Raw genomic sequence first — 22,975 nt, 5'->3', positions numbered from 1 at the left:
CTGGTTCGAATCCCCAAGCTCACGGCCGCCTGACCCGGCTCCCACGGATCGACAGATCACCTGACGCCGCCAGACTTTCCAGTGATCGGGCCCCGCCAAGGCCAAAAACTCCGCAGTGAGGAGTTCTTCAGCAGTCTGCTAGAGCGATTTCAGGCCGGCCGCTTCCGGCCGGACGGAATATGCTCTAGACATCCCGGCGGACGGACGGCCGGACTCCGGACACGTCCGATGCCGATGCCATAAGGGTTTTGGCAAGAATCCGGGAATCCGGCGCCACCCCCCTGGCCGGACACGTCCGGACGCGCCGGACGGGAGACTGCAGGTACATGTGCGCGCCGGTGTCGCCATTTTCGACTCGATCTCAGCGGCAGCGCGGCGCCGCCGTCGTTTCCCCGGCCAAGGCACAGGTGAATTTCGGCCGTCCCTGCACGTCGAACATCGCAAGCTGCAGCGAGCTCGCCGACAGCATGCCGAAGCCGAAGTCGGTCCAGCCCTGCACCCGGATCGGCAGGCCGGCCTTGTGGCCGGTATCGTAGAAGCGCGTGTCGACGACCGCCGGCGGCACCATATCGGGCGGCGTCGGGTCCTCGTTCTGGTTGGCGCCACCGGTCCCGACGACGACCTGCGTCACCGATTGCCGGCCGCCAAGGCTTGGCGGCGCGACATCCAGCGTCCGAAACGCATGGAGGTGGCCGCTCAGCAGGATCGTCCGGCGGCTGCTGCGGCGTGCCGCATCGGCGATCGATCGCACCCCCGCGATCGGGCCGACGGTCGACTCCTTGCAGGGCTCGAGCCGGCTCTGCTTGTCGGTGCAGACGAAGTAACCGGGCTCATGCGTCATCAGCAGGACCGGCTCGCCCGGTGTCGCCGGCGGCTGGGCGGCCAGGACCCTGGCGACATCGTCCCAGTTCCTGTTCATGTCCTTGGCGAGGAAGCGGTTGCCGGTCGCCGCCGTGTCGAAATTGACCACCGTCAGGCCGTTCAGCCGGACGAACGCCGTCGCATGCGTGGTGTCGCAGGCTGCCACACCGTCGCCGAAGTAGTAGGCCCAGCCGTAGCCGCCGCGCTGACAGTCCTCGTGGTTGCCGCGCGCGAAGACCCAAGGCGCCTTGGCGAGCAAGGGCCGCGCCGGCTCGAAGAACTCGAAGCGCCAGCTCGGCTCGCGATCGCCATACGGGCCCGGCGCGCATTTGGTGTCCGACGCCAGGCACGGCGCCTCACGATAGTAGTAGTCGCCGAGATGCAGGATCAGGTCCGGCTGCTTGTCCGCCACCGACGCGGCAACTGCAGCGAACGGCCAGGTCTTCGACTCGTTGCAGCCCTGGTCGAAGTAGAAAGTAATGCGGCAGCCGGTATCGCCCATCACGGCAATGCGCTCGGGCTTCCGCGTCACCTGCTGGTCGAGCAGCACCGTGCTGCCCATCCGCACCCTCACCTTGAGCGCTTCGTCGAGCGGCCTGCGGCTCTCGCACAGCTTGCCGAAGGCGTCGACACGAAGGGGATCGCGCACCGTCATCTGCTCGACGCGCCCGTCCCATTCGATCGCCGGACAGGCATCGCCCCGGTCGACCAGGGCACGGGCGATGAGCCCCGGCGTCTCGCCCAGGCCGTACTGCGTCCACGCGACGGGATCGCCGGGCCGGCCCGGTGCGGCTTGCTGCAGCGACGTGCAGCCCGCCAGCAGAATTGACAGGGCCGCGACAAGCATCGGTCTCATGGAATCTCCCTCGCTTCGCCGGCGTACTATGCCCCGACTTGACCTGCCGTGCTGCAAGTCCGAATAACAGGGTCGTGAAAGTCGACGGAAAATCCTACCGCACCATCTGGCTCGGCAGCGACGGCACGACCGTCCAGGCGATCGACCAGACCCTGCTGCCGCACCGCTTCGTGATCCGCGATTTCCGCACCGTCGAGGATGCGGTGACGGCGATCCGCACCATGATCGTGCGCGGCGCGCCGCTGATCGGCGCCGCCGCGGCCTACGGCATGGCGCTCGCCATGCTGGCCGATCCATCCGATGCCAACCTCGAGCGCGCCGGCAAGCTGCTGCTGGCCTCGCGCCCGACCGCGGTCAACCTGCGCTGGGCGCTCGACGACCTGCGGGCGCTGCTGGCGCCGCTGCCGATGGCCAAGCGACGCGAGGCCGCCTACCGCCGCGCCGCCGAGATCTGCGACGAGGATGCCGAGATCTGCCGCCGCATCGGCGTCAACGGCCTCGCCGAGATCAAGCGCCTGACGCCGCGCGGCGACCGCCTCAACGCGCTGACCCATTGCAACGCCGGCTGGCTCGCCACCGTCGACTGGGGCACCGCGCTGTCGCCGATCTTCCACGCCCACGACGCCGGCATGCCGGTCCATGTCTGGGTCGACGAGACGCGGCCGCGCAACCAGGGCGCCAGCCTGACCGCCTGGGAGCTCGCCAAGCACGGCGTGCCGCACACCGTGATCGCCGACAATGCCGGCGGCCACCTGATGCAGCACGGCAAGATCGACTTCTGCATCGTCGGCACCGACCGCACGACCCGCCGCGGCGACGTCTGCAACAAGATCGGCACCTACCTCAAGGCGCTGGCGGCGCACGACAACGGCGTGCCGTTCTATGTCGGCCTGCCCTATCCCAGCATCGACTGGACGATCGAGGACGGCGCCTCGATCCCGATCGAGGAGCGTTCGGCGGTCGAGGTCTCGCGCCTCACCGGCCGCACCGACACAGGCGAGATTGCCACCATCGACATCCTCCCCGAAGGCAGCCCGGCCGCAAATCCTGCCTTCGACGTCACCCCTGCGCGCCTCGTCACAGCGCTGATCACCGAGCGCGGCGTTTGCGCGGCCAGCGAGGCAGGCCTGCTCTCCCTCTATCCCGAGCAGGCAAAGGCGGCATGACGGCCCTGGAGCCGCCATAAATATTGCTATATTGTTTTATGGCTGTCGAAGCGGAGACGCAATGAAGACGACCGTTGATTTGCCGGACGAACTCTATCGCCGGGCGAAGGCGGAAGCCGCACTGCGCGGCCAGAAGCTCCGCGATCTGGTGGCGGAGGGCTTGGTGCGCGTTCTCGACCGGCCATCCGAAGGACCTGCCAAGGCAAAGCTGGCCGATCTCATGAAGAAGGCACGGGGCATGATCGATTCGGGGGTGCCCGACCTGGCAACCAATCCCAAGCATCTCTCCGGCTTCGGTCGCCGTGCTCGCAATCGTTGACACCGGACCCTTGGTTGCCTTCTTCGACCGCGCTGAACGGCACCATCGATGGGCGACCCAACAGATCGAGACTATAGAGGCCCCGCTCCTGGTGTGCGAACCCGTCTTGGCCGAAGCGATGTACCTGCTGGGAGCACAGACCAAAGCTCAGGATACATTGCTGGGCCTGCTGGAAAACGGCGCCCTTGAAGTCGCGTTCCAGATTCCGCAGCACGTCGATGCCCTCCGGCAGCTCATGCACAAATATCGTGATACACCCATGTCGCTCGCCGACGCGTGCCTTGTTCGCATGGCCGAGATTCACGAGCGGCACGCCGTGATGACGCTCGACGCCGATTTTCTGGTCTATCGCAAGAACGGACGTGCTCTTATCGATTTGATCCATCCCGACGCGCAGCCGTCGTAGCGGACGTGCTCGGTGGAGTACTTTTGACGCCCACGGCCCGCGCCGTCGCGGGCCTCGGCTTCACCCAGATCGTCGGCTGGGGCACCACTTACCTGATGCCCTCGGTGCTGGGCCGCCGCCTCCAGGAATCGCTCGGCCTCACGCCCGAGCTGGTGTTCGCCGGCATCACCGTGATGTTCGCGGTGAGCGCGGCCTGCTCGCCGCGGATCGGCAAGATCGTCGACCGCGCCGGCGCGCGCCGCCTGATGACGTCGGGGTCGGTGATCTATGCGCTGTCGCTGGTCGGCCTCGCCGCGGCGCAGGGGCCGGTGAGCTACCTCGCCTGCTGGGCGTTGATGGGGATCGCCTCGGCCCTGGCGCTCAGCACGCCGTCGAGCATCGCCATCGTGCAGATCGCGGGGCCGCGCTCGCGCCAGGCGATCGCGCTGCTCACCATCATCGGCGGCATGGCCTCGACCGTCTTCTGGCCGGTCACCGGCGTGCTCGAGGCGGCGATCGGCTGGCGCGAGACGCTGCTGCTCTACGCCGCCATCCATCTGGTCGCCTGCGTGCCGATCCACTGGCTGATCCTGCCGCGCCGGCCGCCGACCCATCCGGTGGCGACCGGCACGGCCTCCGCGACCAGCGCGGTCGCGCCGGAGGACCTCCGCCACATCTACCTGCTGCTCGCCGTCAGCCTGTCGTTCGGCGCTTTCGTCTTCACTGGCGTGCAGCTTCAGATGATCGAGATGCTGCGCGAGCTGGGCCACGCCCCCGCCGCCGCGCTATTGCTTGCTTCGCTGATCGGCCCGAGCCAGGTCGGCATCCGCCTGTTCGAGCTGCTGTTCGGCCATCGCTACTCGATCATGAAGTCGGCGGTGTTCGGCTCGCTGATGCTGCCGGTCGGGCTCGGCCTCGGCCTGCTGGCCGGCCATGTCTTCGTCGTCGCGATGTTCATGGTCGCGACCTACGGCATGTCGAACGGGCTGAAGGCGGTGCAGCGCGCCACCCTGCCGCTCGCCCTGTTCGGCCGTGCCCAGTTCGGCGCCTATATGGGCCGGCTGGCGCTGCCGCAGGGCATCGTCGCCGCCGTGTCGCCGCCGGTCATGGCTGCGGTGCTGAGCCGCTTCGGCACCGCCGGCGCGCTGTGGCTGAGCTTCGCCTTCGCGACGGTATCGCTGGCCGCGATGGTGCTGCTGGCGCGCCGCAGCCGCGCGGTTCGCTGAACAGGGCCGCTGAAACAAAAAATACGCAAATCGATACGAAGCGAAGCAAACGATACGGAACGCGCCGCCGATTTCAGCTACTTAACTTGAGGGTTCTTTCATCGACGCATAGAAATTCAATTCCTGGGGATCATTCCATGACTGTGACGGTCGTCGTCATCGAAGACGAACCAGCGACCCTCGAACTCATCGTCGGCTATCTCGCGAGAAGCGGCCATCGCGTCCAGGGCTGCGCCAATCTCGCCGACGCCATGCGAGCCATCGGGAACCTCCGGCCTGACGTCATCATCTCCGACGTAGGCCTGCCCGACGGCAACGGCGCCACCTTCTGCATGGAGAACGCCCGGCGCTTCCCGTTCGCCAAGTGGCTGCTGATGTCGGGCCAGACCGACATGCTGCGCCAAAGCCGCAGCCTGGTGAAGCAGGCTGACGCTCCGCCGTTCAGCGTATTCGACAAGCCGGTATCGATGCGCGCGCTCGACGACTTCATCCGCCTCGCGACGATCCGCGCCGCTTAGCGCGGCCGGCTCACGCCCATCCGCGCACGCACTTCGGCCGGGACGGCATAGTCCTCGAGGATGTGCTCGGTCGTCCGGCCGAAGCCGCTGCAGTCCCGCTGGACGACGAAATTCCAGAGGGCATAGCCGGCGGCATCGACGAGCTGATCGCGTTCCGGGTCGTCACGATCGACTGCCGCCAGCGCATCGAGGGCAGCCCGCAGTTCCCGGGACAGCCGGCCGATCGTCGCCGCCTGCTCGCCGAGGATCTCGTATTCGAGGACGTCCTGTCCCGTCTTCGGACGCTTCATGGCTGACGACGGTACGAAGTCCGGGTTTCGCGCACGATGCGTCCCCTTGGCGCGCTCTAGACGGCGAGTTGGATCACGTTCCACGAGGCCGGCGCCAGCACGGCCTCGACCTGCCCGCCGCTGGTTTTCACCTTCGCCAGCGGCTTGGGCGCAATCCGGTCGGGACTGGTCTTGCTGTTGACCGCCTCGAGATCTGGATCGCAGAGCTGCAGTGCCTGCTTCACCGCGACCTTTCCGAAACCCGCCGCCGAGACGGCGAGCGGCATCTCTTCGGTCAGGCTGCGGTTCAGCGCGAACAGGGTCAGGGTGCCCGCCTTGTCGTCATGTACCGCCGACAGCTTGAGGTATGGCGCGGCCGGGATGTCGTAGTAGTCGTTGATCGGCCCCTGCGGGTCGTTGTAGCGCGCCGAATAGGTCGGCGAGCGGATCTCGGTGCGCAGCACGCGGCCACGGCCCATGCGGCTGAACTGCATGAACGGCCAGAAGATCGTCTGCCGCCACGCCGGGCCGCCGGTCTCGGTCATGATCGGCGCGATCACGTTGACGAGCTGCGCCAGGCACGCCGCCGTCACGCGGTCGGCGTGGTTGAGCAGCGAGATGCAGCAGCCGCCGAAGGCCAGCGCATCCTCCATGTTGTAGATCTCCTCGAGGATCGGTGGCGCGACCGGCCAGCCCTCCTTGATGCGCGCTGCGCGGTTGCGGCGCGTGCGGTACCAGACGTTCCATTCGTCGAAGCTCAGCATGATGCGTTTGGACGAGCGGCGGCGCGCCGCAACCGCATCGGCGATCGCCACCACCTCGTCGATGAAATCGTCCATCAGGTCGACGCTGGCCAGGAAGGCCGGCGTGTCCTGGTCGTAGTTGTTGAGATAGGTATGCAGCGAGATGTATTCGACGTGGTCGAAGGTATGCTGCAGCACCGTGTCCTCCCACGCGCCGAAGGTCGGCATGCGGCGGCCCGACGAGCCTGCCGCCGCCAGCTCGATCGAGGGATCGAACCATTTCATCATCTTGGCCGCTTCCCGGGCGACGCGGCCGTATTCGGTGGCGGTCTTGGCCTCCATCTGCCACGGCCCGTCCATCTCGTTGCCGAGACACCAGAACTTCACGCCGTGCGGCTTGTCCCAGCCGTGCGTGCGGCGCCGCTCGGACAAAGTCGTGCCGCCGGGATGGTTGCAGTACTCGACCATGCGGCGGGCGGCGTCGCCGCCGCGCGTGCCGAGATTGACCGCCAGCATCGGCTCGATGCCGGCCATCCGGCACCAGTCGATGAACTCGTTGGTGCCGAACTGGTTGGTCTCGGTCGACATCCAGGCCAGATCGAGTCGCTGCGGCCGCTCGGCGATCGGCCCGACGCCGTCCTCCCAATCGTAGCCCGAGACGAAGTTGCCGCCGGGATAGCGCATGATGGTGGGCGCCAGCTCGCGCACCAGCGCCATCACGTCCTGGCGGAAGCCCCGGGCGTCGGCGGTCGGATGGCCGGGCTCGAAGATGCCGCCATACACGCAGCGGCCGAGATGCTCGATGAAGGCGCCGAACAGGCGCGGATGGGTGGTGCCGATCGCGAAATCGCGATGGAAGCGGACCTCGACGTTACGCATGCTTCTCGGTCTCGGCCTCGATCGAGACCCACGGCAGTTTGGCGCGCGTGAAGATCTCGACGTTGGGAACGACCACGCTCGGATCGTCCATAGTGCCCGCCTTGATGACGACGATGTCCGGTCCGCGTACCTCGAGCACGTGCGTGATGCCCGAGCCGCAGACCGGGCAGAAGCTGCGATCGATCCAGCGACCCGATTCGCCGGTCGCCCGGTAGGTCCGCAACTCGCCGCTCAGCAACGTGAAGCCGCTCTTCGGCACCATCACGCCGACATGGAAGGCGCTGCCGCTCCAGCGCTGGCAGTCGCGGCAATGGCAGATCGGCTGGCGCAGGAACTCGCCCGAGTACCCGTAGCGCACCGCGCCGCAGAGACAGCCGCCGGTGACCTCCATGTCACGACCCGCTGGCTACGTAGGGCCGCACCATCTTGGCCGGATCGACGATGCGGTCGAACTCGGCCTCGCTGATATAACCGAGCTGCAATGCGGCCTCCTTGAGCGTCTGGTCGTGCTCGGTGGCATGATGGGCGATCTGCGAGGCCTTGTCGTAGCCGATCACCGGCGCCAGCGCCGTCACCAGCATCAGCGAGCGCTCGACATGGCTCTTGATGACCTTGAGGTTGGGATGGGTGCCCTCGATCATGAACCTGCGGAAGTTGGCGCAGCCGTCGGCCAGCAGCACGATCGAGTTCATCAGATTGAAGATCATCAGCGGCTTGTAGACATTCATCTCCAGGAAGCCGCCGGCGCCGCCGAAGCCGACCGCGACGTCGTTGGCCATCACTTGCGCGGCGATCATGGTCAGCGCCTCGGCCTGGGTGGGATTGACCTTGCCCGGCATGATCGACGAGCCGGGCTCGTTCTCCGGCAGCACCAGCTCGCCGAGCCCGGCGCGCGGGCCGCTGGCGATCAGCCGGATGTCGCAGGCGATCTTGTAGAGCGAGACGGCCAGCGTGCGCATCGTTCCGGAGAGAGCGACCAGCGCATCGTGTGAGCCCTGGACCGCGAACTTGTTGGACGCCGACACGAACGGCAGGTCGGTGAGCTTGGCGATCTCCGCCGCCGACGCCTCGGCGAAGCCGGGCGCGGCATTGATGCCGGTGCCGACCGCGGTGCCGCCCAGCGCCAGCTTGTAGACGTCGCCCAGCGCATGCTCGATCCTTTCGATGTCCTCGGCCAGCAGGCCGACATAGCCCGACCATTCCTGGCCGAGCGTGATCGGCGTCGCGTCCTGCAGATGGGTGCGGCCGATCTTGACGATGTCGGCCCATTCCCTGGCCTTGGCGTCGATCGCGTCGTGCAGCGCCTTGACCGAGGGCAGCAGCTTCCACGTCACCTCGACGGCGGCGGCGATGTACATCGCCGTCGGGAAGTTGTCGTTCGACGACTGGGACATGTTGACATGGTCGTTGGGATGCACCGGCGTCTTGGAACCGAGCGGCGTGTCGGCGAGTTGGCAGCAGCGGTTGGAGATCACCTCGTTGACGTTCATGTTGAACTGCGTGCCCGAGCCGGTCATCCAGACATGCAATGGGAACATGTCGTGATGGCGGCCGGCCAGGATCTCGTCGCAGGTCTCGACGATCAGCCGGTGGCGCTGCGGGTCCAGCCGTCCGCCGGCCAGATTGGCATTGGCACAGGCTTTCTTGAGCAGCGCGTAGGCGCCGATCATCTCGCGCGGCATCAGGTCCTTGCCGATCGAGAAGTAGTGCAGCGAGCGCTGGGTCTGCGCCCCCCACAACTTGTCGGCGGGGACCTCGATTTCGCCCATCGCGTCGGATTCCTTGCGCATCTGCACGATTTGGGCTCCTTTCCGGGCGATGCGTACGCTCGTCCTGCTGCCCGGCTTCATGTGTGACAACGAACTGTGGCGCGACATGGTGCCCGACCTCGGGCGGCTCGGCCACCTGCAGTACGGCAACGTCTACCAGGACGACACGCTCGAAGGCATGGCGCGGCGGGTGCTGTCGGAGACGCCCGAGCGCTTCGTGCTGGTCGGCTTCTCGATGGGCGGATTCGTGTCGCGCGTGCTGACCCTGATGGCGCCCGAGCGCGTGTCAGGCGTCGCCTTCGTCGCGAGCTCGGCCCGCGAATACACCCTGGCCGAGCGCCAGCGACGCATCCAGGGCGCCCGGCCCGGCGACAAGCCGAAGACCGCCGGTCCCGGCGTGGCGCTGGGCCTCCATCCCGACCGCGAGCGCGATCCGGTGCTGCTCGAGCGGCTGCGCGGCATGCAGCGGCGGCTGGGGGCGGAGGTGCGGGCGCGCCAGTCGGCGCTGATCCGCAAGGACGGCTATGCCGACCTCGAGCGCATCACCTGCCCGTCGCTGGTCGTCGCCTGCCGCCAGGACCGACTGCGCAAGCTCGAGGAGACCGAGCGCATGGCCCGCCACCTGCCCAAGTCCCAATTCGAGGTGATCGAGGATTGCGGCCACATGGCACCGCTTGAGAAGCCGCACGAACTTGCCATGCTGCTCGGCAAATGGATCGACAGCGTGGGACTCTAGCCATGGAACTGTCCGACGACACCCTGCTGGGCTTCGCGATCGCCCTGGGAATCGGCCTGTTGATCGGCGTCGACCGCGAGCGGATGAAGGGCGAAGGCCCGTCGCGCTCGGCAGCCGGCGTGCGCACCTTCACCCTCACCGCCCTGATCGGCGCCGTCGCAGGCGCGATCAACAGCGACGCCCTGATGGCGGCGGTGGCGATCGGCGTGGTCGGCCTCGCGGGCCTGTCCTACTGGCGCTCGCCGCCGGAGGATCCCGGGCTGACGAGCGAGATCGCGCTGGTCGTCACGGCGCTGCTCGGCATGCTGACGATGAGTCAGCCCGTGCTCGCGGCCGGCGCCGGCGTGGTGGTCGCGGGCGTGCTCTACTCGCGCGAGGTCCTGCACCGTTTCATCCGCTCCTGCCTCACCGAGGCCGAGCTCAGCGACGCGTTGATCTTCGCCGCCGCGACGCTGGTCGTGCTGCCGCTGCTGCCCGACGAGGCGCTCGATCCCTACGGCGTGCTCAATCTGCGCAAGATCTGGATCGTCGTCATCCTGATCATGGCGATCAGCGGCGCGGGCTACATCGCCGTCCGCCTGCTCGGCGTGAAGTTCGGCCTGCCGGTATCGGGCTTCGCCTCGGGCTTCGTCTCGAGCTCGGCGACCATCGGCGCGATGGCGAGCCGGGTGAAGGACACGCCGGCCCTGCTGAAGCCCGCCGCCGCCGGCGCGGTGCTGTCGACGGTCGCGACCATCGTTCAGCTCGCGCTGCTGCTCGCGGCCGTCAACATGACGGTGCTCAGGGCGCTGGCGATCCCGCTGGCGCTGGCCGGGCTTGCGGCCGTGCTGTACGGCGGCGTCTTCACGTTGTGGGCGCTGAAGCACGAGGGCCAGGGCGACGACAAGCCGGGCGGCGCCTTCAGCCTCGGGACGGCGCTCGCGCTGGCCGCCACCCTGACGGTGATCCTGGTCGCCTCGGCGGCACTGCAGGCCTGGCTCGGCGAGACCGGCGTCGTGATCGCCACCGCCGTGGCGGGCTTTGCCGACACCCATTCGGCGGCGGCCTCCACCGCCCAGTTGGCCAGCGCGCAGAGGATCACCGCCGAGCAGGCGGTGCTGCCGGTGCTGGCGGCGTTCAGCACCAACACCGTGACCAAGATCGTGCTGGCCTTCACCGGCGATCGCACCTTCGCGCTGAGCGTCGTGCCGGGACTGCTGCTGGTGGCGGCGGCGGCCTGGGCCGGTGTCTTCCTGTCGGGCGGAAAGCTGATCTAGTCCGGCTCAGCGCTTCGCCAGCAGGTCGATCTCGACCATCGCGCCGCGGGCAAGGCCGGTGACACCGATGCAGGTCCGGGCGGGCCGCCGGTCGGCCGGGAAGTAGCCCGCATAGACCGCGTTCATGCGCGGATAGTTGGCCTCGAAGTCGGTCAGGTAGATGCGGGCGCAGACCACGTGCTCGAGGCCGAGGTTCAGCCCGCCGAGCACGATCCTGAGGTTCTCCATCACCCGCACGGTCTGGCCTTCGATGTCCGGCGGCAGCGGCCGCGCATCGTCGTCGGGGAAGGTCGGCATCTGGCCGGTGACGAAGCACCAGCCGTCGACCTCGACGGCATGGCTGAACGGCGCCACCGGCGTCGGCGCGCCAGGCGCCATGAAGAACAGAGGCGCGCTCATGGTTTCCTCCCACCGGCCAGCCGGAAATGGCGCGACAGCCAGACGCAGCCGCCGAACAGGATCGCCACGCCCCAGGCGACCACCGCCGGCAGCCACAGATCGACGAAGCTCACGATGCGGGCGTTGATCGGCCGCGCCGGATCGTAGGCCACCGCGACCGCGTCGCCTTCGCGATACGAGGTGCCGCTGCCGCCGCGGCCGAGGAATTCGACCTCGCGACCCTCGGCCGTGGTGAAGCGCACGAGCGGCGCGTAGGAGGTGCGCTCGACGTCGCGCCGCCATTCGCGGCCGCTGCGCAGCACGACCTCCTCCTGGTCGGTGTAGCGGCTGGCGCGGATCTCCGCGACCTTGCCGTCGGCGCGCAGGCCGGTGCGATAGAGCGTCGATGCGTTCCAGGTGGCGACGACGCCGAGCACGACGCCGACCACGGCAATGGTCGCGAAGGCGCGCTCGCCCGGCACCGCGAGCTCGACGTTGCGCGACAGGGCCCAGGCCACCGCGCCGAACATCAGCCAGAAGCAACCGAAGCCGGTGACGATGATCGCCGACAGCCAGAGCTGCCCGAAGTTGTCGATCGCGAAGTCGCCGGGATCGTCGGCTGCGTAGAGCACGGTCACCGGATCGCCGACCGCGAACTCCGGCGCGCCGCTGCCCAGCGCCTTGACCTCGTGCGGCTCGCCGTTGGGCAACCGGAAGCGGAAGACCGGCGCGTACATGTCGCCCTCGCGCTTGATCTCCGTGACCACACCCGGCGCCCGCCCGCCGTAGAGCACCAGCTTCAGGTTGCCGTAGCCCAGCGCCAGGCCGCCGGCCACGATCAGCCCGCCGATCCCCAGGATCAGCCAGGCGATCCAGCGCCAGCTCCTGTCCACGCTAGGAGCGCGGGCCGAACATCAGCTTCCGGAGCTTGCCCGGGCCGAGCGCGGCGGAGAGCTCGGTCGCGGTGACGTAGATCAGGAAGCAGGTGAACAGCCAGATCTGGATGGCCGTGAAGCGGCGCCAGTTGAAGGCGTCGGCCGCCTCCCGGAAGGCGACGCGGAAGCCGTCGCTGTCGAACGAGAAGTGGACGAGCTGCTCGATGACGCGGAACAGCATCACCACCAGGCCGTAGAACAGCGTCTTGTAGAGGATCGGCTTGATCAGCGGCGCGCCGCGGAAGCGGTCGATGGCGCGGAACTTGTCGGCCACCAGCACCGCCTTGCCGACCAGCAGCGCGAACAGCGTGGCGGTGAGGAAGTGCGACAGCGCGAACCAGTAGCTGCGGGTCAGCAAGTTGGTGGTGTGGACGATGATGTTGAACGCGCAGAAGAAATAGAGCGTCGGCGGCAGGAGATGCCGCATCTCCCGCAGCCAGATCCGCCCCGCCTTGGCCGGCCAGGAGGCGACGTTCAGGCTCACATGCGCCCTCCATCGACCACGAAGTTCTGCGCCGAGATCAGCCGGCTGTCGTCCGCCGCCAGGAACAGCACCATGCGGGCGATGTCGGGCGGATAGACCTTTTCCTTCAGCACCTGGGACTTCATCAGGTCGGCCTCGGCCGCCGGCGTCAGCCACTTGTCGATCTGGCGCTGGGTCATGATCCAGCCCGGCGTGATCGAGTTCAGCCGGATCCTGTCGCCGCCGAGGTCGCGCGCCAGGCCGCGGGTCATGCCGATCGTCGCCGCCTTGGCCGCCTGGTAGACGGCCAGGTTGGCGGTCATGGTGTGGTAGCTGATCGAGCTGAAGTTGACGATCGAGCCGCCGCCCGCCTTCTTCATGCCGGGCACCACCGCCTGGATGGCGAAGAAGGCGTGCCGCAGGTTGACGGCGATGCGGTCGTCCCAGAACTCCGGCGTCACGTCCTCGAGCTTGTGGCGCTCGTCATGCGCGGCGTTGTTGACCAACACGGTGATCGGGCCCTGCTTCGCCGCGACCTCGGCAAGGGCGGCCTGGTAGGCCTTCACGTCCTTGATGTCGCATTTCAGGAATGTGGCGCCGGTCTTGGCCTCGACCTGCCGCGAGGCCGGCTCGTCGATGTCGACGAAGCCCACCCTGGCGCCTTGCGCCGCGAGATGCTCGACGATCGAGGCACCGATGCCCGAGCCGCCGCCCGACACGAACACGCTGCGGCCCCTGAGGCTGGGATAGATCGCGAACTCGGGCATGGCTCCTCACAAGATCGAAAGACGGAACACGACTTCGCCCGACAGCGTGCCCGCGGGACCGAGCGCTGCCAAGCCCACCTGCCCGTTGGCATGGCTGACCGGCTCGACACAGAAGAACGACTGACCGGGCGGGGTGTAGACCACGAGATGACGAAACGGCGGAGAGGCATCGAGATCAAGCTTCAGCCGCCGCGCCGGCCAGGCGATGGTGGCGTGGCCGTCCCAGCCGTCGAAGCAGTTGTCGAGCGCAACGCTGTCGGGCCGGCGGCCGGCGGCGAAGTCCCAGTCCGGCGGCACGGGGATGCGCTCGACCGGCAGGACCTCGGCGTCGGCGCGCCATGCAAACGTGGTGCGGCAGGTCAGCGCGCAGTCGGGATCGCGCACGAAGAAGGGGTGCAGGCCGATGCCGGCCGGCACGCGCCGGTCCTCGAGGTTCTCGAGCGAGATCGCGATCGCGAGGCTCGCTTCGTCGAGACGATAGCGTTGCCGCGCGCGATAGCGGAACGGCCAACCGCCCTGCTCGCCGACGCGCTCGTGGAGGTACGTGATCTCCGCCGACGTAGCGTCGCTGTGTACGACCGCCCACGCCTGCGCCCAGCCGTCGCCATGCATAGGATGGCCGATGCCCGGCCAATTGAGCGCGAGCCGGAAGACCTCGTGCCCGAACACCAGCCGGCCGTCGCGGATGCGGTTGGAATAAGGCACCAGCGGATAGAGGGCCGCGTTGTTGCCTTTGCCCGAAGCGATCGCCTCGGCCGTCATCGGCCGCAGGATGTCGACGCCATCGCACTCGAACCGCGCAACGGAACCGCCCGCCGACGGGGCCAGTTCCACAGCGAGACGGCCTGTCCTGAGCGTCAAAAGAGTCATAGGCTCAGGCCTTAGCACGGCGGCGCGTTTCTTGCAGGGACGGCCACGAGGGGGACGGCATGACCGACGATCTCATCAAGCGTGCGTTGCGTAGGCGTACAGTACTGGGTGGGGCCGCAAGTCTCGGGCTGATGGGTCCGATGGACGCCTTCGGCCAGGCCGGCGGACCGTGGAGCCAGCCGCCCAAGAGCAAGGTCGACCGGCTGAATTTCGTGGTCTGGACCTACGGCGACATTTATGCCCGCATCTCCAAGCAGTTCGAGGCCGACTGGGGCGTCAAGATCGATTCGACCATCTCGTCGTTCAACGACCATCCGACCAAGCTCGCGACGATGTACGCGGCCGGCGAGAAGATCGACGTGTCGCAGTCCTCGCCCTTCTCCTTCCCGAACTTCGTGGCGCAAGGTCTGGTCGAGCCGCTCGACGACCTGCCGGGCGCCAAGGACTACGCCAACGACTTCACGCCTTTCACCAAGCAGGTGGCGATGGTGAACGGCAAGCTGATGGGCCTGCCCTACTTCGCCACGGCCTGGGTGTGGAACTACTACAGCGACATGCTGGAGAAGCTGAAGATCGACAAGCCCTTCACCACCTACGAGGAATTCATCGAGCATTGCGTCAAGGCCAAGAAGGACGGCGTCTCGCGCTATCCGGTCCTTTGGGTCGCGGGCGTCGGCCTCGAGCAGCTGCCCGGCACCTGGTACCAGATGACCTGGAACAGGGGTGGCACCTTCTTCGACAAGCAGGGTAACCACATGCTCGGGCCGGGCTCGGTCGCGCGCGAGACGCTGAAATGGTGGGCCAACACCTTCGAGAAGGGCCTCGACATCGCCGATCCCGAATCGCTCAAGGTGCAGTTCACCACCTCGGCCAAGGCGTTCGGCGCCGGCAAGAACCTCTATCGCGGCCCCAACCATCACTACGGCCTGAACGTCGCCAACGATCCGGCGCAGTCGCCGATCGCCGGCAAGGTCAAGGTCATGGGCTCGCCGGGCAACGGCAAGACGATCGCCGACGCGCACGTCTATTTCCTGTGCACTGCCAACCGCAACAAGGAGTGGGCGTGGAAGTTGCTGCAGTATCTCGGCGGCAAGACCAAGGACGGCCAGTACACGCAGGCAATCGGCCTCGCCAAGGATGCGATGCTGGGCTCGGGATACCAGTCGGTGATGCAGAGCGACGTGATCAAGACCGGCTGGGCGCCGTGGGGCGACGTGCCGGAGATACTGAAGATCTGGGACAAGTCGGCCTACATCGCCGAGGTCTGCTCGTCGATCTATCAACCCTGGCACTTCCCGTGGACCGACCAGCTCAACATCGAGGTCCAGAAGTGCCTGACCGGCCAGATCAGCGCGGACGTCTGCTGCGACAACCTGATCAAGGGTATCGCCGACGCCAAGCGCAAGGTCTGACGCCCTGACCGCGCTGGCCCAGCCGCCGATCGCGGCGCGCCCGCGTCGGCGGCGGTTCCGCGGCGAGCTGTCGGCGCGGCAGTTCGCTCTGGCCATGAACCTGCCGACGCTCGCCTTCCTGGCGGCGATCCTCGCCTATCCGGTGATCTATGCCGGCTACCTCTCGGTGCACAAGGTCGGGTTGGCCCAGCTCAGGCGCGGCGAGTTCCCGTTCACCGGCTGGGAGAATTATGGCCGCGTGCTCGAGGATCCGCTGTTCTGGGTCGCGATCAAGAACACGCTGATCTTCACCGCCATCACCGTGGTGAGCGAGGTGGTGATCGCGGTGGCGATCGCCTTGCTGATCAACCAGGCCGGCGTCTGGACCTCGCGGGTCACTCGCTTTCTCATCCTGCTGCCCTACGCCATCCCGCCGATCTGCAACGGCCTGATCTGGTCGTTCATGTACAGCTTCCAGTTCGGCTTCCTGAACCGCCTGCTGTTCAGCGCCGGCGTGATCGACCAACCGATCAACTGGGCCGGCAATCCCGACACCGCGCTCTACGCCGTCACCGTGCCCTACATCTGGCGCACCCTGCCGTTCGCCATCATCCTGGTGCACGCCGCCCTGCAGGGCATCCCGCGCGAGCTCTACGAGCAGGCGGCGATCGACGGCGCCAATGCCTGGCACCGCTTCCGCCAGATCACCCTGCCGATGCTGCAGCAGATCATCGCCATCATCCTGATCCTGCGCACCGCCTTCGCCTTCGCGGTGTTCGAGGAGATCCTGGCGATCACCCAGGGCGGGCCGGGCGACGCCACATGGGTCGCCGCCTGGTATAGCTACAAGATCAGCTTCTCGCCGCCCAACAACTTCGGCATGGGTGCGGCCTCGGCCTTCATCCTGGCCCTGATGATCGCCGCGATCGCGCTGGTCTATCTGCGTGCGGTCTACCGCCGGGTGACGCTCTGATGTTCAAGCTGTCGCGCCCGGCAAAGCTCGCCCTGCATGTCGCCAACCTCGTGGTGATCGCCGTCATCCTGCTGCCGCTCGCCGCCGTGCTGCTGGGCAGCGTGCAGTCGGAGAAGGCGCTGCACGCCGACACCCGCCGCGTCCTGCCGCTGGAGGTCACGGCCGACAACTTCGTGGTGATCCTGACCCAGGGCGCGCAGAAGGGCCGTATCTTCGACCAGGCGACCTACCTGCCCGACAACATCAAGAGGTTCTACCGCGCCTTCGCCAACTCGCTGATCGTGGCGGCATCGGTGACGGCCCTGACCCTGCTGTTCGGCGCCCTGTCGGCCTACACCATCGCCCGCCTACGCTATCGATGGACGCTGTTCCTGCTGCAGGCCAACATCGTCTCGCGCTTCGTGCCGGCGATCGTGCTGATGATCCCGCTCTACATCGTCATCCGCTCGCTGGGCCAGCTCAACACGCTGGGCGGCGTGATCATCGCCGAGACCGGCTTCCTGCTGCCCTACGCCATCCTGATCCTCGCCCCCTACTTCGACGCCATCCCGTCCGAGCTCGAGGAGGCCGCCCGCATCGACGGCTGCACGCGGTTCCGCGCCTTCTTCCACATCGTGCTGCCGCTCGCCACGCCGGCCCTGGCGGCCTGCGGCGTCATCATGTTCATCGTTTCGTGGCACGAGCTCCTGATCCCGCTGATCCTGAACGCGCGACCCGACTTCATGACCCTGCCCGTGGTCATCGCCAGCCTGGTCGGCGATCTGTTCGTGTTCTTCAATCTGATGATGGCGATCTGCCTGCTGGCCCTGCTGCCCACCGTCGTGCTGGTGATGCTGCTGCAGCGCTATATCGTCGAGGGCCTCGCCGCGGGCGCAGTCAAGGGATGAGCCCGATCAGACTCGCGCTGGCAATGGCCTTCGCCCTGCTGGCTCTTCCCTGTCTGGCAGCACCCTCGCCCGAGGAGATCATCGACGGTTACTTCGGTCCTAATCCCGACAGCGTGCCGAATCGCGGCGCCTCCTACACCGGCGAGATGAAGCGCCGCTACTCGGACGAACCGACCGTCGGCCAGATGCTGCTGCCCGGCAAGCACTATGCCGCTCGCCGCCTCGCCCTCTCGCCGGCCGATGCGCCGGTCTACGACGTGACGATCGACAACGGCCGCGAGACTATCGACTGGTATGCCTACTTCACGAGCGAAAGCGGCACCCTGAAGCTCAAGGCCGTACGCTCCCTCGGCGCGGCGTCGAGTACCTACGACGGCATGGTCCTGGCGCAGAAGACGGCGCGCAGCGACCAGGAAGAATGGGACTACCAGAGCCTCCGCATCGCCTTCCTGCCCGACCTCGAAAGGCTGGCTCACTTCCGCAAGCAGCTCGGCGCGCTCGACGCGCTGAAGACGGCGATCGACGCCAGAGACGCCAAGGCCATCCGCACCAGGATGAACGCACTGCACTTCAAGGACTGGGAACGCATCGCCCTCGGGCGGCTCGAGCTCCGGCTCGGCGGCCCATCGCAAGGCGTGGTCGGCGTGCTCTACGTCCCGCCCGGCGAAAAACTACCTTCGATCAACGAAACCGGACACCTTTACATCGAGCGGATCGAAGGGCCCTGGCACGTCTACAAGACAATGTAGCCGGCCGGCGCTAAGAAAGGCGTTCCATTACCGAAGTGAGGGAACGCCGATATGTCGACGAACATGCTGAAGAAGCGCCTGCAGGCCGGCAAGGCCTGCGTCAACGCTTGGCTCGCGATCCCCAGCGGCTTCTCGGCCGAGGTCATGGCGCAGTGCGGCTGGGACAGCGTTACTGTCGATATTCAGCACGGCGTGCAGGACTACCAGTCGATGGTCGCCTGCTTCCAGGCGATGGACAAGCATCCGATCACCCCGCTGGTGCGCGTGCCGTGGAACGAGCCCGGCATCATCGGCAAGGTGCTGGACGGTGGGGCGTGGGGCGTGATCTGTCCGATGGTCAACAACGCCGCCGAGGCCAAGGCGCTGGTCTCGTATTCGCTCTATCCGCCCAAGGGCAAGCGCTCGAACGGCCCGATCCGCGCCGGTGCCTACGGCTCGGCGACGCCATACCAGAAGATCGCCAACGACGAAGTGCTGATCATCCCGATGATCGAGACCCAGGAGGCGATCGACAACATCGACGCCATCCTCGACGTGCCGGGCGTGAGCGGCATCTATGTCGGCCCGTCCGATCTCGGCCTGTCGCTCGGCCTGGAGCCGCGGCTCGACCGCGAGGAGCCGCAGGTCCTCAAGATCTACGAGAAGCTCACGAGCGCCTGCAAGAAGCGCAACCTGTTCGCCGGCATCCACAACGGCACCGCGAGCTACGCCGCCAAGGCCTTCGGCATGGGCTTCCAGCTATGCACGATCGCCAACGATTCCGGCCTGATGGCGATGGCTGCCAGGGCTGCCGTCAACGGCTTCCGCAAGGACGTCGGCGCGGCCGCAGACAAGTAGTCTTTCCTCCTCCCCCGTCAGACGGGGGAGGATCGAGGAGGGGGCAAGCACCACGCCTGTTGCCCTCTCCCTCCCTGCCCTCCCCCGTATGACGGGGGAGGAAAAGAGTGGCACGGAGCTTGCCTCCTCCGCCGGCAAGACAACCGGCGGAGGAAGCGATGAGCGGACTAGGCGGCCTCAACAAGGCGCCCGATGGCATGGTCATCGGGTTGGTGCAGATCCAGAACCCCGTCGTCGTCACCAGGGACGATCTCGCGCGTCAGACCGACCGCGTGTGCGCGCTGGTCGCCAAGGCGCGGCGCAACATGTCGACCATGGACCTGGTCGTCTTCCCGGAATACTCGCTGCACGGCCTCTCCATGGACACCAATCCGGAGATCATGTGCCGGCTGGACGGGCCCGAGGTCGAGCGCTTCCGCGGCGCCTGCATCGCCAATGACATCTGGGGCTGCTTCTCCATCATGGAGTTCAATCCCCACGGCAACCCGTTCAACTCGGGGCTGATCATCGACAACAAGGGCGAGATCAAACTCTATTACCGCAAGATGCACCCCTGGGTGCCGGTCGAGCCGTGGGAGCCGGGCGATCTCGGCATCCCGGTGTGCGACGGGCCGAACGGCTCGAAGATCGCGCTGATCATCTGCCACGACGGCATGTTCCCCGAGATGGCGCGCGAGAGCGCCTACAAGGGCGCCAACGTCATGATCCGCACGGCCGGCTATACCGCGCCGATCCGCCAGAGCTGGCACTTCACCAACCAGTCGAACGCCTTCTGCAACCTGCTGTACACGGCCTCGGTCTGTCTCGCCGGCAGCGACGGCACGTTCGACTCGATGGGCGAAGGCATGATCGTGAACTACGACGGGACGCCGCTCGCCACGGGCAACGGCGTCCCCGACGAGATCATCACCGCCGAGGTGCGGCCGAAGCTGTGCGACGAGGCCCGAATCCACTGGGGCGTCGAGAACAACATCTACCAGTTCGGCCATCGCGGCTATGTCGCGGTGAAGGGTGGCGCGCGCGACTGCCCCTACACCTACATGCACGACCTCGCCACCGGGAGGTATGCGCTGCCGTGGGAGAAGGACGTCAAGGTGACCGACGGTGCGAGCTGCGGCTTCGCCACGCCGACGCGCACGTTCAAGCCGGTGCCGACGACCCTGCCGCCGAAGAAGCTCGCCGCGGAGTAGGCCTCAATCCTTGTGCGCGGTGTGCCAGCGCAGCATCGAGCGTTCGGCCAGCGAGATCACGCCGAAGAACAGCGCCGAGAAGGTCGAGCCGACGACGATCGTCGCGTAGAGCAGCGGCGAATCGAAGTTGTAGGTCGCCTGGATGATCAGCGCGCCGATGCCGACGTTCGAGCCGATCCATTCGCCGACGATCGCGCCGATCACCGCGGTCGAGGCCGCGATCTTCAGCGCCGAGAACAGGTACGGCAGCGCGTTGGGCACGCGGATGCGGAAGAACACCTCGCGCGGCGTCGCCGACAGGATGCGCATCAATTCGAGCTGCTCGGGCCGCACGTCGCGCAGGCCCCGCGTCATGTTCACCAGCGTCGGGAAGAAGCAGATGATCGCGGCGATGGCGATCTTTGGCTCCATGCCGTTGCCCAGCAGCAGCACGAGGATCGGCGCCTTGGCGACGACCGGGATGGTGTTGACCATCACCGCGATCGGGAACAGCGCCTCTTCCGAGGTCTTGCGATAGACGAACACGGTTGCGAGCGCGATCGCCGCGAAGTTGCCCAGCAGGAAGCCGCACACCGCCTCGATCGCGGTCGGCAGCAGGTTGGTCATCAGGATATCGAAGCGCTCGACCAGGACCTTGGCCACCGCCACCGGCGACGGCGCGATGAACGGCTTGATCTCGAACTGCACGACCGCCTGCCACCACAGCAGAAGGAACAGCAGGATGGCGCCGATCGGCAGCAGGCGGCGGCGCCAGGCGAGGTAGCGCTTGTGGGCGAGGAAGCGGGCGTCGGCCTCGGCATCCTCGGCAAAGCCGCCGACTGGCACTTGATTGGCGGTCACCTGCTCGGCCATCAGCAGGTCTCCAGCACGCGGCGCAGATGGCCGGCCAGCGACACGAACTCCGTCGTCTCGCGCTGCGCCAGCCGGCGCGGCATGGGAAGCGTGACGGGCACCTGCTCGCGGACCCTCCCAGGCCGCGCCGCCAGCAGCAGCACGCTCTGGCCGAGGAACGCCGCCTCGTAGATCGAATGGGTCACGAACACGATGGTCGTGCCGGTGGTCTCCCAGAGCTGCAGCAGCTCCTCGTTCAGCCGATCGCGCGTGATCTCGTCGAGCGCCCCGAACGGCTCGTCCATCAGCAGCAGCCGCGGATTGGAAACCAGGGCGCGGGCGATCGCCACGCGCTGGCGCATGCCGCCCGACAGCTCGTGCGGATAGGCCTTCTCCCAGCCGCTGAGGCCGACCAGCGACAGCAACTCGTGCGGCGAGCGCGCGCCGGGCAAGGCCTTGCCGCCGCCGACCTCGAGCGGCAGCGAGACGTTCTCCAGCACCGTGCGCCAGGCGAGCAGCGCCGGATCCTGGAACACGAACCCGATCTGCCGCGATTCGCGCGCGGCCTGCGGCGCGCCGCCCAGCACCGACACGCGGCCGCTCGACGGTGCCACGAGGTCGGCCATCACGCGCAGCAGGGTGGACTTGCCGCAGCCGGAGGGCCCGAGCAGCGTCAGGAAGCTGCCGCGCGGGATAGTGAGATCGATGTTGTCGAGCGCGGTGACCGTGCCGCGTTCGCTGGTGAAGCGGACGCTGACCCTCTCGCAGGAGACCGCCGTCTCAGCCAAGGGCGGCTTCGCTCACCGGATCGCCGGCGATGCGGGTGTGCCACATGACGCGCGGCTGGGTCATGTCGAACGGCGTCGCCTGGTGCAAGAGGCAACGGTTGTCCCAGATCACGACGTCGCCGACGCGCCAGTCGTGGTGATAGAGGCGCGGCGGCTGGCAGGCGAAGTCGATCAGCTCCTGCAGGAGCTGCTGCGAGTCCGCCGGCGACAGCCCCGGGATGTCGTGCGCATGGCGGCCGATCAGCAGCGACTTGCGGCCGGTGTCGGGATGGATCTTGACCAGCGGCCGCAGCACGTCCTCGTCGCCCTCGAAGCCCAGGCGGCGATAGTCGTCGGTGCCCTTCTGCGGCACATGGCCGATGCGGCCCTGGCTGTAGTGCAGCGAATGGTAGGCGGCGAGGTTCGCGATCCTTTGCTTGGTCGCGGCATCGAGCGCGTCGTAGGCCGCGCGCATGTCGGCCCAGCCGGTGTGGCCGCCGATCGTCGGCACGACCTCGGCGCTGAACACTGCGCCCTTGGCCTGGATCGGCTTGAAGGTCGAATCGGCGTGCCAGCCCTCGTTGCCCTTGAGGATCTGGACGACGTCGTCGCCTTCTTCCGGCGCGCGCAGCGTGCCGTCCTCGCGGACGTTGCTGACTGCGCCCATCTCGAACTCCAGCGGCCCGAAGCGCTTGGCGAAGGCGATCTGCTCGTCCTTCTTCAGGAACTGCCCCGGGAAGATCAGCAGCGCGTACTGCAACCAGGTGTCATGGAGCGAACGCCAGGTCGGTTCGTCGAGATCGGCGAGGCGGATACCGGTAACCACCGCCCCGAATGAGGCGTCGACCGGCTGGACGTCGAAGGGCTTGGCCATGGGATCCTCGATGAGGGGAGCCTCGATTTGGTCCGTGTCTTGCGGCAGTCTATCGTTACGGTCGCAAGACACAATCGGGG

Annotated in this window: 26 protein-coding genes; 13 read left to right on the top strand and 13 right to left on the bottom strand. The window is 67.2% G+C overall.

Features of this window, described 5'->3' with window-relative positions; translation table 11 throughout:
* Positions 1-361: 361 nt before the first annotated feature.
* Positions 362-1,717 (bottom strand): metallophosphoesterase, encoded by a 1,356-nt coding sequence (locus J0J01_RS24165; protein ID WP_296385392.1) that lies wholly within the window; start codon positions 1,715-1,717, stop codon positions 362-364.
* A gap of 74 nt (positions 1,718-1,791) precedes the next feature.
* On the opposite strand from J0J01_RS24165, the gene mtnA reads away from it, so the two are divergent.
* The 5 genes from mtnA to J0J01_RS24140 all read left to right on the top strand — a co-directional run bounded on the left by mtnA (position 1,792) and on the right by J0J01_RS24140 (position 5,331).
* Positions 1,792-2,883: an S-methyl-5-thioribose-1-phosphate isomerase gene (mtnA, locus tag J0J01_RS24160; protein ID WP_296385390.1), complete on the top strand. Its 1,092-nt coding sequence runs from the start codon at positions 1,792-1,794 to the stop codon at positions 2,881-2,883.
* Positions 2,884-2,944: 61 nt separating this feature from the next.
* Positions 2,945-3,202 (top strand): hypothetical protein, encoded by a 258-nt coding sequence (locus J0J01_RS24155; protein WP_296385388.1) that lies wholly within the window; start codon positions 2,945-2,947, stop codon positions 3,200-3,202.
* Positions 3,203-3,212: 10 nt separating this feature from the next.
* Complete coding sequence (locus J0J01_RS24150; protein ID WP_296385386.1) at positions 3,213-3,608, top strand: PIN domain-containing protein; 396 nt, start codon at positions 3,213-3,215, stop codon at positions 3,606-3,608.
* A gap of 23 nt (positions 3,609-3,631) precedes the next feature.
* Positions 3,632-4,813, top strand: a complete 1,182-nt coding sequence (locus tag J0J01_RS24145; RefSeq protein WP_296385385.1) for an MFS transporter — start codon at positions 3,632-3,634, stop codon at positions 4,811-4,813.
* A 137-nt stretch (positions 4,814-4,950) separates the two neighbouring features.
* Positions 4,951-5,331 (top strand): response regulator, encoded by a 381-nt coding sequence (locus J0J01_RS24140; RefSeq protein WP_296385382.1) that lies wholly within the window; start codon positions 4,951-4,953, stop codon positions 5,329-5,331.
* Here J0J01_RS24140 and J0J01_RS24135 read toward each other — a convergent pair.
* From J0J01_RS24135 to fumC, 4 genes are read right to left on the bottom strand one after another with little or no spacing between them, the layout of a single operon-like run.
* The gene (locus tag J0J01_RS24135; RefSeq protein ID WP_296385381.1) at positions 5,328-5,621 is read right to left on the bottom strand and encodes a DUF6665 family protein; all 294 of its coding nucleotides are present in this window, start codon (positions 5,619-5,621) and stop codon (positions 5,328-5,330) included. The genes J0J01_RS24140 and J0J01_RS24135 overlap by 4 nt on opposite strands.
* Positions 5,622-5,677: 56 nt before the next feature.
* Positions 5,678-7,222 carry an alpha-N-arabinofuranosidase gene (locus J0J01_RS24130; RefSeq protein WP_296385378.1) on the bottom strand — a complete coding sequence of 515 codons (1,545 nt, stop codon included), beginning with the start codon at positions 7,220-7,222 and terminating at the stop codon, positions 5,678-5,680.
* A complete protein-coding gene (locus tag J0J01_RS24125) occupies positions 7,215-7,613 on the bottom strand; it encodes a GFA family protein (RefSeq protein WP_296385376.1) in 399 nt (132 codons plus the stop codon). Before J0J01_RS24125 ends, J0J01_RS24130 begins: the two co-directional genes overlap by 8 nt.
* Position 7,614: 1 nt before the next feature.
* The gene (gene fumC / locus J0J01_RS24120; RefSeq protein WP_296385396.1) at positions 7,615-9,012 is read right to left on the bottom strand and encodes a class II fumarate hydratase; all 1,398 of its coding nucleotides are present in this window, start codon (positions 9,010-9,012) and stop codon (positions 7,615-7,617) included.
* Positions 9,013-9,040: 28 nt separating this feature from the next.
* On the opposite strand from fumC, the gene J0J01_RS24115 reads away from it, so the two are divergent.
* Together J0J01_RS24115 and J0J01_RS24110 are read left to right on the top strand one after the other, a co-directional pair.
* On the top strand, positions 9,041-9,727 hold the full coding sequence (locus tag J0J01_RS24115) for an alpha/beta hydrolase (RefSeq protein ID WP_296385375.1): 687 nt from the start codon (positions 9,041-9,043) through the stop codon (positions 9,725-9,727).
* 2 nt (positions 9,728-9,729) lie between these two features.
* Complete coding sequence (locus J0J01_RS24110; RefSeq protein WP_296385373.1) at positions 9,730-10,983, top strand: DUF4010 domain-containing protein; 1,254 nt, start codon at positions 9,730-9,732, stop codon at positions 10,981-10,983.
* A gap of 6 nt (positions 10,984-10,989) precedes the next feature.
* On the opposite strand, the gene J0J01_RS24105 is transcribed toward J0J01_RS24110, so the two are convergent.
* The 5 genes from J0J01_RS24105 to J0J01_RS24085 are packed head-to-tail and all read right to left on the bottom strand — an operon-like array spanning position 10,990 to position 14,396.
* Positions 10,990-11,361 carry a RidA family protein gene (locus J0J01_RS24105; RefSeq protein WP_296385394.1) on the bottom strand — a complete coding sequence of 124 codons (372 nt, stop codon included), beginning with the start codon at positions 11,359-11,361 and terminating at the stop codon, positions 10,990-10,992.
* A gap of 17 nt (positions 11,362-11,378) precedes the next feature.
* Positions 11,379-12,254: a DUF3592 domain-containing protein gene (locus J0J01_RS24100; RefSeq protein ID WP_296385371.1), complete on the bottom strand. Its 876-nt coding sequence runs from the start codon at positions 12,252-12,254 to the stop codon at positions 11,379-11,381.
* 1 nt (position 12,255) lies between these two features.
* The gene (locus tag J0J01_RS24095; protein WP_296385369.1) at positions 12,256-12,780 is read right to left on the bottom strand and encodes a hypothetical protein; all 525 of its coding nucleotides are present in this window, start codon (positions 12,778-12,780) and stop codon (positions 12,256-12,258) included.
* Positions 12,777-13,526 carry an SDR family oxidoreductase gene (locus J0J01_RS24090; protein ID WP_296385367.1) on the bottom strand — a complete coding sequence of 250 codons (750 nt, stop codon included), beginning with the start codon at positions 13,524-13,526 and terminating at the stop codon, positions 12,777-12,779. The genes J0J01_RS24095 and J0J01_RS24090 overlap by 4 nt, the downstream gene beginning before the upstream one ends.
* A 6-nt stretch (positions 13,527-13,532) precedes the next feature.
* Positions 13,533-14,396, bottom strand: coding sequence for an aldose 1-epimerase (locus J0J01_RS24085; RefSeq protein ID WP_296385365.1), 864 nt, complete (start codon positions 14,394-14,396; stop codon positions 13,533-13,535).
* Positions 14,397-14,455: 59 nt separating this feature from the next.
* On the opposite strand from J0J01_RS24085, the gene J0J01_RS24080 reads away from it, so the two are divergent.
* The 6 genes from J0J01_RS24080 (at position 14,456) to J0J01_RS24055 (ending at position 20,423) form a co-directional block, all read left to right on the top strand.
* Entirely contained in the window at positions 14,456-15,808 is a 1,353-nt protein-coding gene (locus J0J01_RS24080; protein WP_296385363.1) for an extracellular solute-binding protein, read from the top strand.
* 94 nt (positions 15,809-15,902) lie between these two features.
* The gene (locus J0J01_RS24075) at positions 15,903-16,760 is read left to right on the top strand and encodes a sugar ABC transporter permease (protein ID WP_296385361.1); all 858 of its coding nucleotides are present in this window, start codon (positions 15,903-15,905) and stop codon (positions 16,758-16,760) included.
* Complete coding sequence (locus tag J0J01_RS24070) at positions 16,760-17,647, top strand: carbohydrate ABC transporter permease (protein WP_296385360.1); 888 nt, start codon at positions 16,760-16,762, stop codon at positions 17,645-17,647. The genes J0J01_RS24075 and J0J01_RS24070 overlap by 1 nt, the downstream gene beginning before the upstream one ends.
* Positions 17,644-18,396, top strand: a complete 753-nt coding sequence (locus tag J0J01_RS24065) for a hypothetical protein (protein WP_296385358.1) — start codon at positions 17,644-17,646, stop codon at positions 18,394-18,396. The genes J0J01_RS24070 and J0J01_RS24065 overlap by 4 nt, the downstream gene beginning before the upstream one ends.
* 51 nt (positions 18,397-18,447) lie before the next feature.
* On the top strand, positions 18,448-19,233 hold the full coding sequence (locus tag J0J01_RS24060) for an aldolase/citrate lyase family protein (protein ID WP_296385355.1): 786 nt from the start codon (positions 18,448-18,450) through the stop codon (positions 19,231-19,233).
* Between the two features lie 158 nt (positions 19,234-19,391).
* Positions 19,392-20,423 carry a formamidase gene (locus J0J01_RS24055; protein ID WP_296385353.1) on the top strand — a complete coding sequence of 344 codons (1,032 nt, stop codon included), beginning with the start codon at positions 19,392-19,394 and terminating at the stop codon, positions 20,421-20,423.
* Between the two features lie 3 nt (positions 20,424-20,426).
* Here J0J01_RS24055 and J0J01_RS24050 read toward each other — a convergent pair whose 3' ends face one another.
* From J0J01_RS24050 to J0J01_RS24040, 3 genes are read right to left on the bottom strand one after another with little or no spacing between them, the layout of a single operon-like run.
* A complete protein-coding gene (locus J0J01_RS24050; RefSeq protein ID WP_296385351.1) occupies positions 20,427-21,275 on the bottom strand; it encodes an ABC transporter permease in 849 nt (282 codons plus the stop codon).
* Positions 21,275-22,042: an ABC transporter ATP-binding protein gene (locus J0J01_RS24045; RefSeq protein ID WP_296385350.1), complete on the bottom strand. Its 768-nt coding sequence runs from the start codon at positions 22,040-22,042 to the stop codon at positions 21,275-21,277. Before J0J01_RS24045 ends, J0J01_RS24050 begins: the two co-directional genes overlap by 1 nt.
* Positions 22,035-22,895 carry a TauD/TfdA family dioxygenase gene (locus J0J01_RS24040; RefSeq protein WP_296385348.1) on the bottom strand — a complete coding sequence of 287 codons (861 nt, stop codon included), beginning with the start codon at positions 22,893-22,895 and terminating at the stop codon, positions 22,035-22,037. Before J0J01_RS24040 ends, J0J01_RS24045 begins: the two co-directional genes overlap by 8 nt.
* Between the last annotated feature and the right edge of the window lie 80 nt (positions 22,896-22,975).

Source organism: Reyranella sp., from assembly GCF_017305915.1.
GTDB lineage: Bacteria > Pseudomonadota > Alphaproteobacteria > Reyranellales > Reyranellaceae > Reyranella.
This window is presented reverse-complemented; position numbering and strand designations above follow the sequence as displayed.

Bases quoted from the DNA above. Each gene is read 5' to 3' on its own strand.
- J0J01_RS24060 (WP_296385355.1), top strand. From the start codon at position 18,448: ATGTCGACGAACATGCTGAAGAAGCGCCTGCAGGCCGGCAAGGCCTGC.
- J0J01_RS24130 (WP_296385378.1), bottom strand. From the start codon at position 7,222: ATGCGTAACGTCGAGGTCCGCTTCCATCGCGATTTCGCGATCGGCACC.
- J0J01_RS24055 (WP_296385353.1), top strand. From the start codon at position 19,392: ATGAGCGGACTAGGCGGCCTCAACAAGGCGCCCGATGGCATGGTCATC.
- J0J01_RS24155 (WP_296385388.1), top strand. From the start codon at position 2,945: ATGAAGACGACCGTTGATTTGCCGGACGAACTCTATCGCCGGGCGAAG.
- J0J01_RS24165 (WP_296385392.1), bottom strand. From the start codon at position 1,717: ATGAGACCGATGCTTGTCGCGGCCCTGTCAATTCTGCTGGCGGGCTGC.
- J0J01_RS24070 (WP_296385360.1), top strand. From the start codon at position 16,760: ATGTTCAAGCTGTCGCGCCCGGCAAAGCTCGCCCTGCATGTCGCCAAC.
- J0J01_RS24090 (WP_296385367.1), bottom strand. From the start codon at position 13,526: ATGCCCGAGTTCGCGATCTATCCCAGCCTCAGGGGCCGCAGCGTGTTC.
- J0J01_RS24125 (WP_296385376.1), bottom strand. From the start codon at position 7,613: ATGGAGGTCACCGGCGGCTGTCTCTGCGGCGCGGTGCGCTACGGGTAC.
- fumC (WP_296385396.1), bottom strand. From the start codon at position 9,012: ATGCGCAAGGAATCCGACGCGATGGGCGAAATCGAGGTCCCCGCCGAC.
- J0J01_RS24140 (WP_296385382.1), top strand. From the start codon at position 4,951: ATGACTGTGACGGTCGTCGTCATCGAAGACGAACCAGCGACCCTCGAA.
- J0J01_RS24085 (WP_296385365.1), bottom strand. From the start codon at position 14,396: ATGACTCTTTTGACGCTCAGGACAGGCCGTCTCGCTGTGGAACTGGCC.
- J0J01_RS24065 (WP_296385358.1), top strand. From the start codon at position 17,644: ATGAGCCCGATCAGACTCGCGCTGGCAATGGCCTTCGCCCTGCTGGCT.
- J0J01_RS24135 (WP_296385381.1), bottom strand. From the start codon at position 5,621: ATGAAGCGTCCGAAGACGGGACAGGACGTCCTCGAATACGAGATCCTC.
- J0J01_RS24050 (WP_296385351.1), bottom strand. From the start codon at position 21,275: ATGGCCGAGCAGGTGACCGCCAATCAAGTGCCAGTCGGCGGCTTTGCC.
- J0J01_RS24075 (WP_296385361.1), top strand. From the start codon at position 15,903: ATGAACCTGCCGACGCTCGCCTTCCTGGCGGCGATCCTCGCCTATCCG.
- J0J01_RS24115 (WP_296385375.1), top strand. From the start codon at position 9,041: ATGCGTACGCTCGTCCTGCTGCCCGGCTTCATGTGTGACAACGAACTG.
- J0J01_RS24080 (WP_296385363.1), top strand. From the start codon at position 14,456: ATGACCGACGATCTCATCAAGCGTGCGTTGCGTAGGCGTACAGTACTG.
- J0J01_RS24040 (WP_296385348.1), bottom strand. From the start codon at position 22,895: ATGGCCAAGCCCTTCGACGTCCAGCCGGTCGACGCCTCATTCGGGGCG.
- J0J01_RS24105 (WP_296385394.1), bottom strand. From the start codon at position 11,361: ATGGCGCCTGGCGCGCCGACGCCGGTGGCGCCGTTCAGCCATGCCGTC.
- J0J01_RS24110 (WP_296385373.1), top strand. From the start codon at position 9,730: ATGGAACTGTCCGACGACACCCTGCTGGGCTTCGCGATCGCCCTGGGA.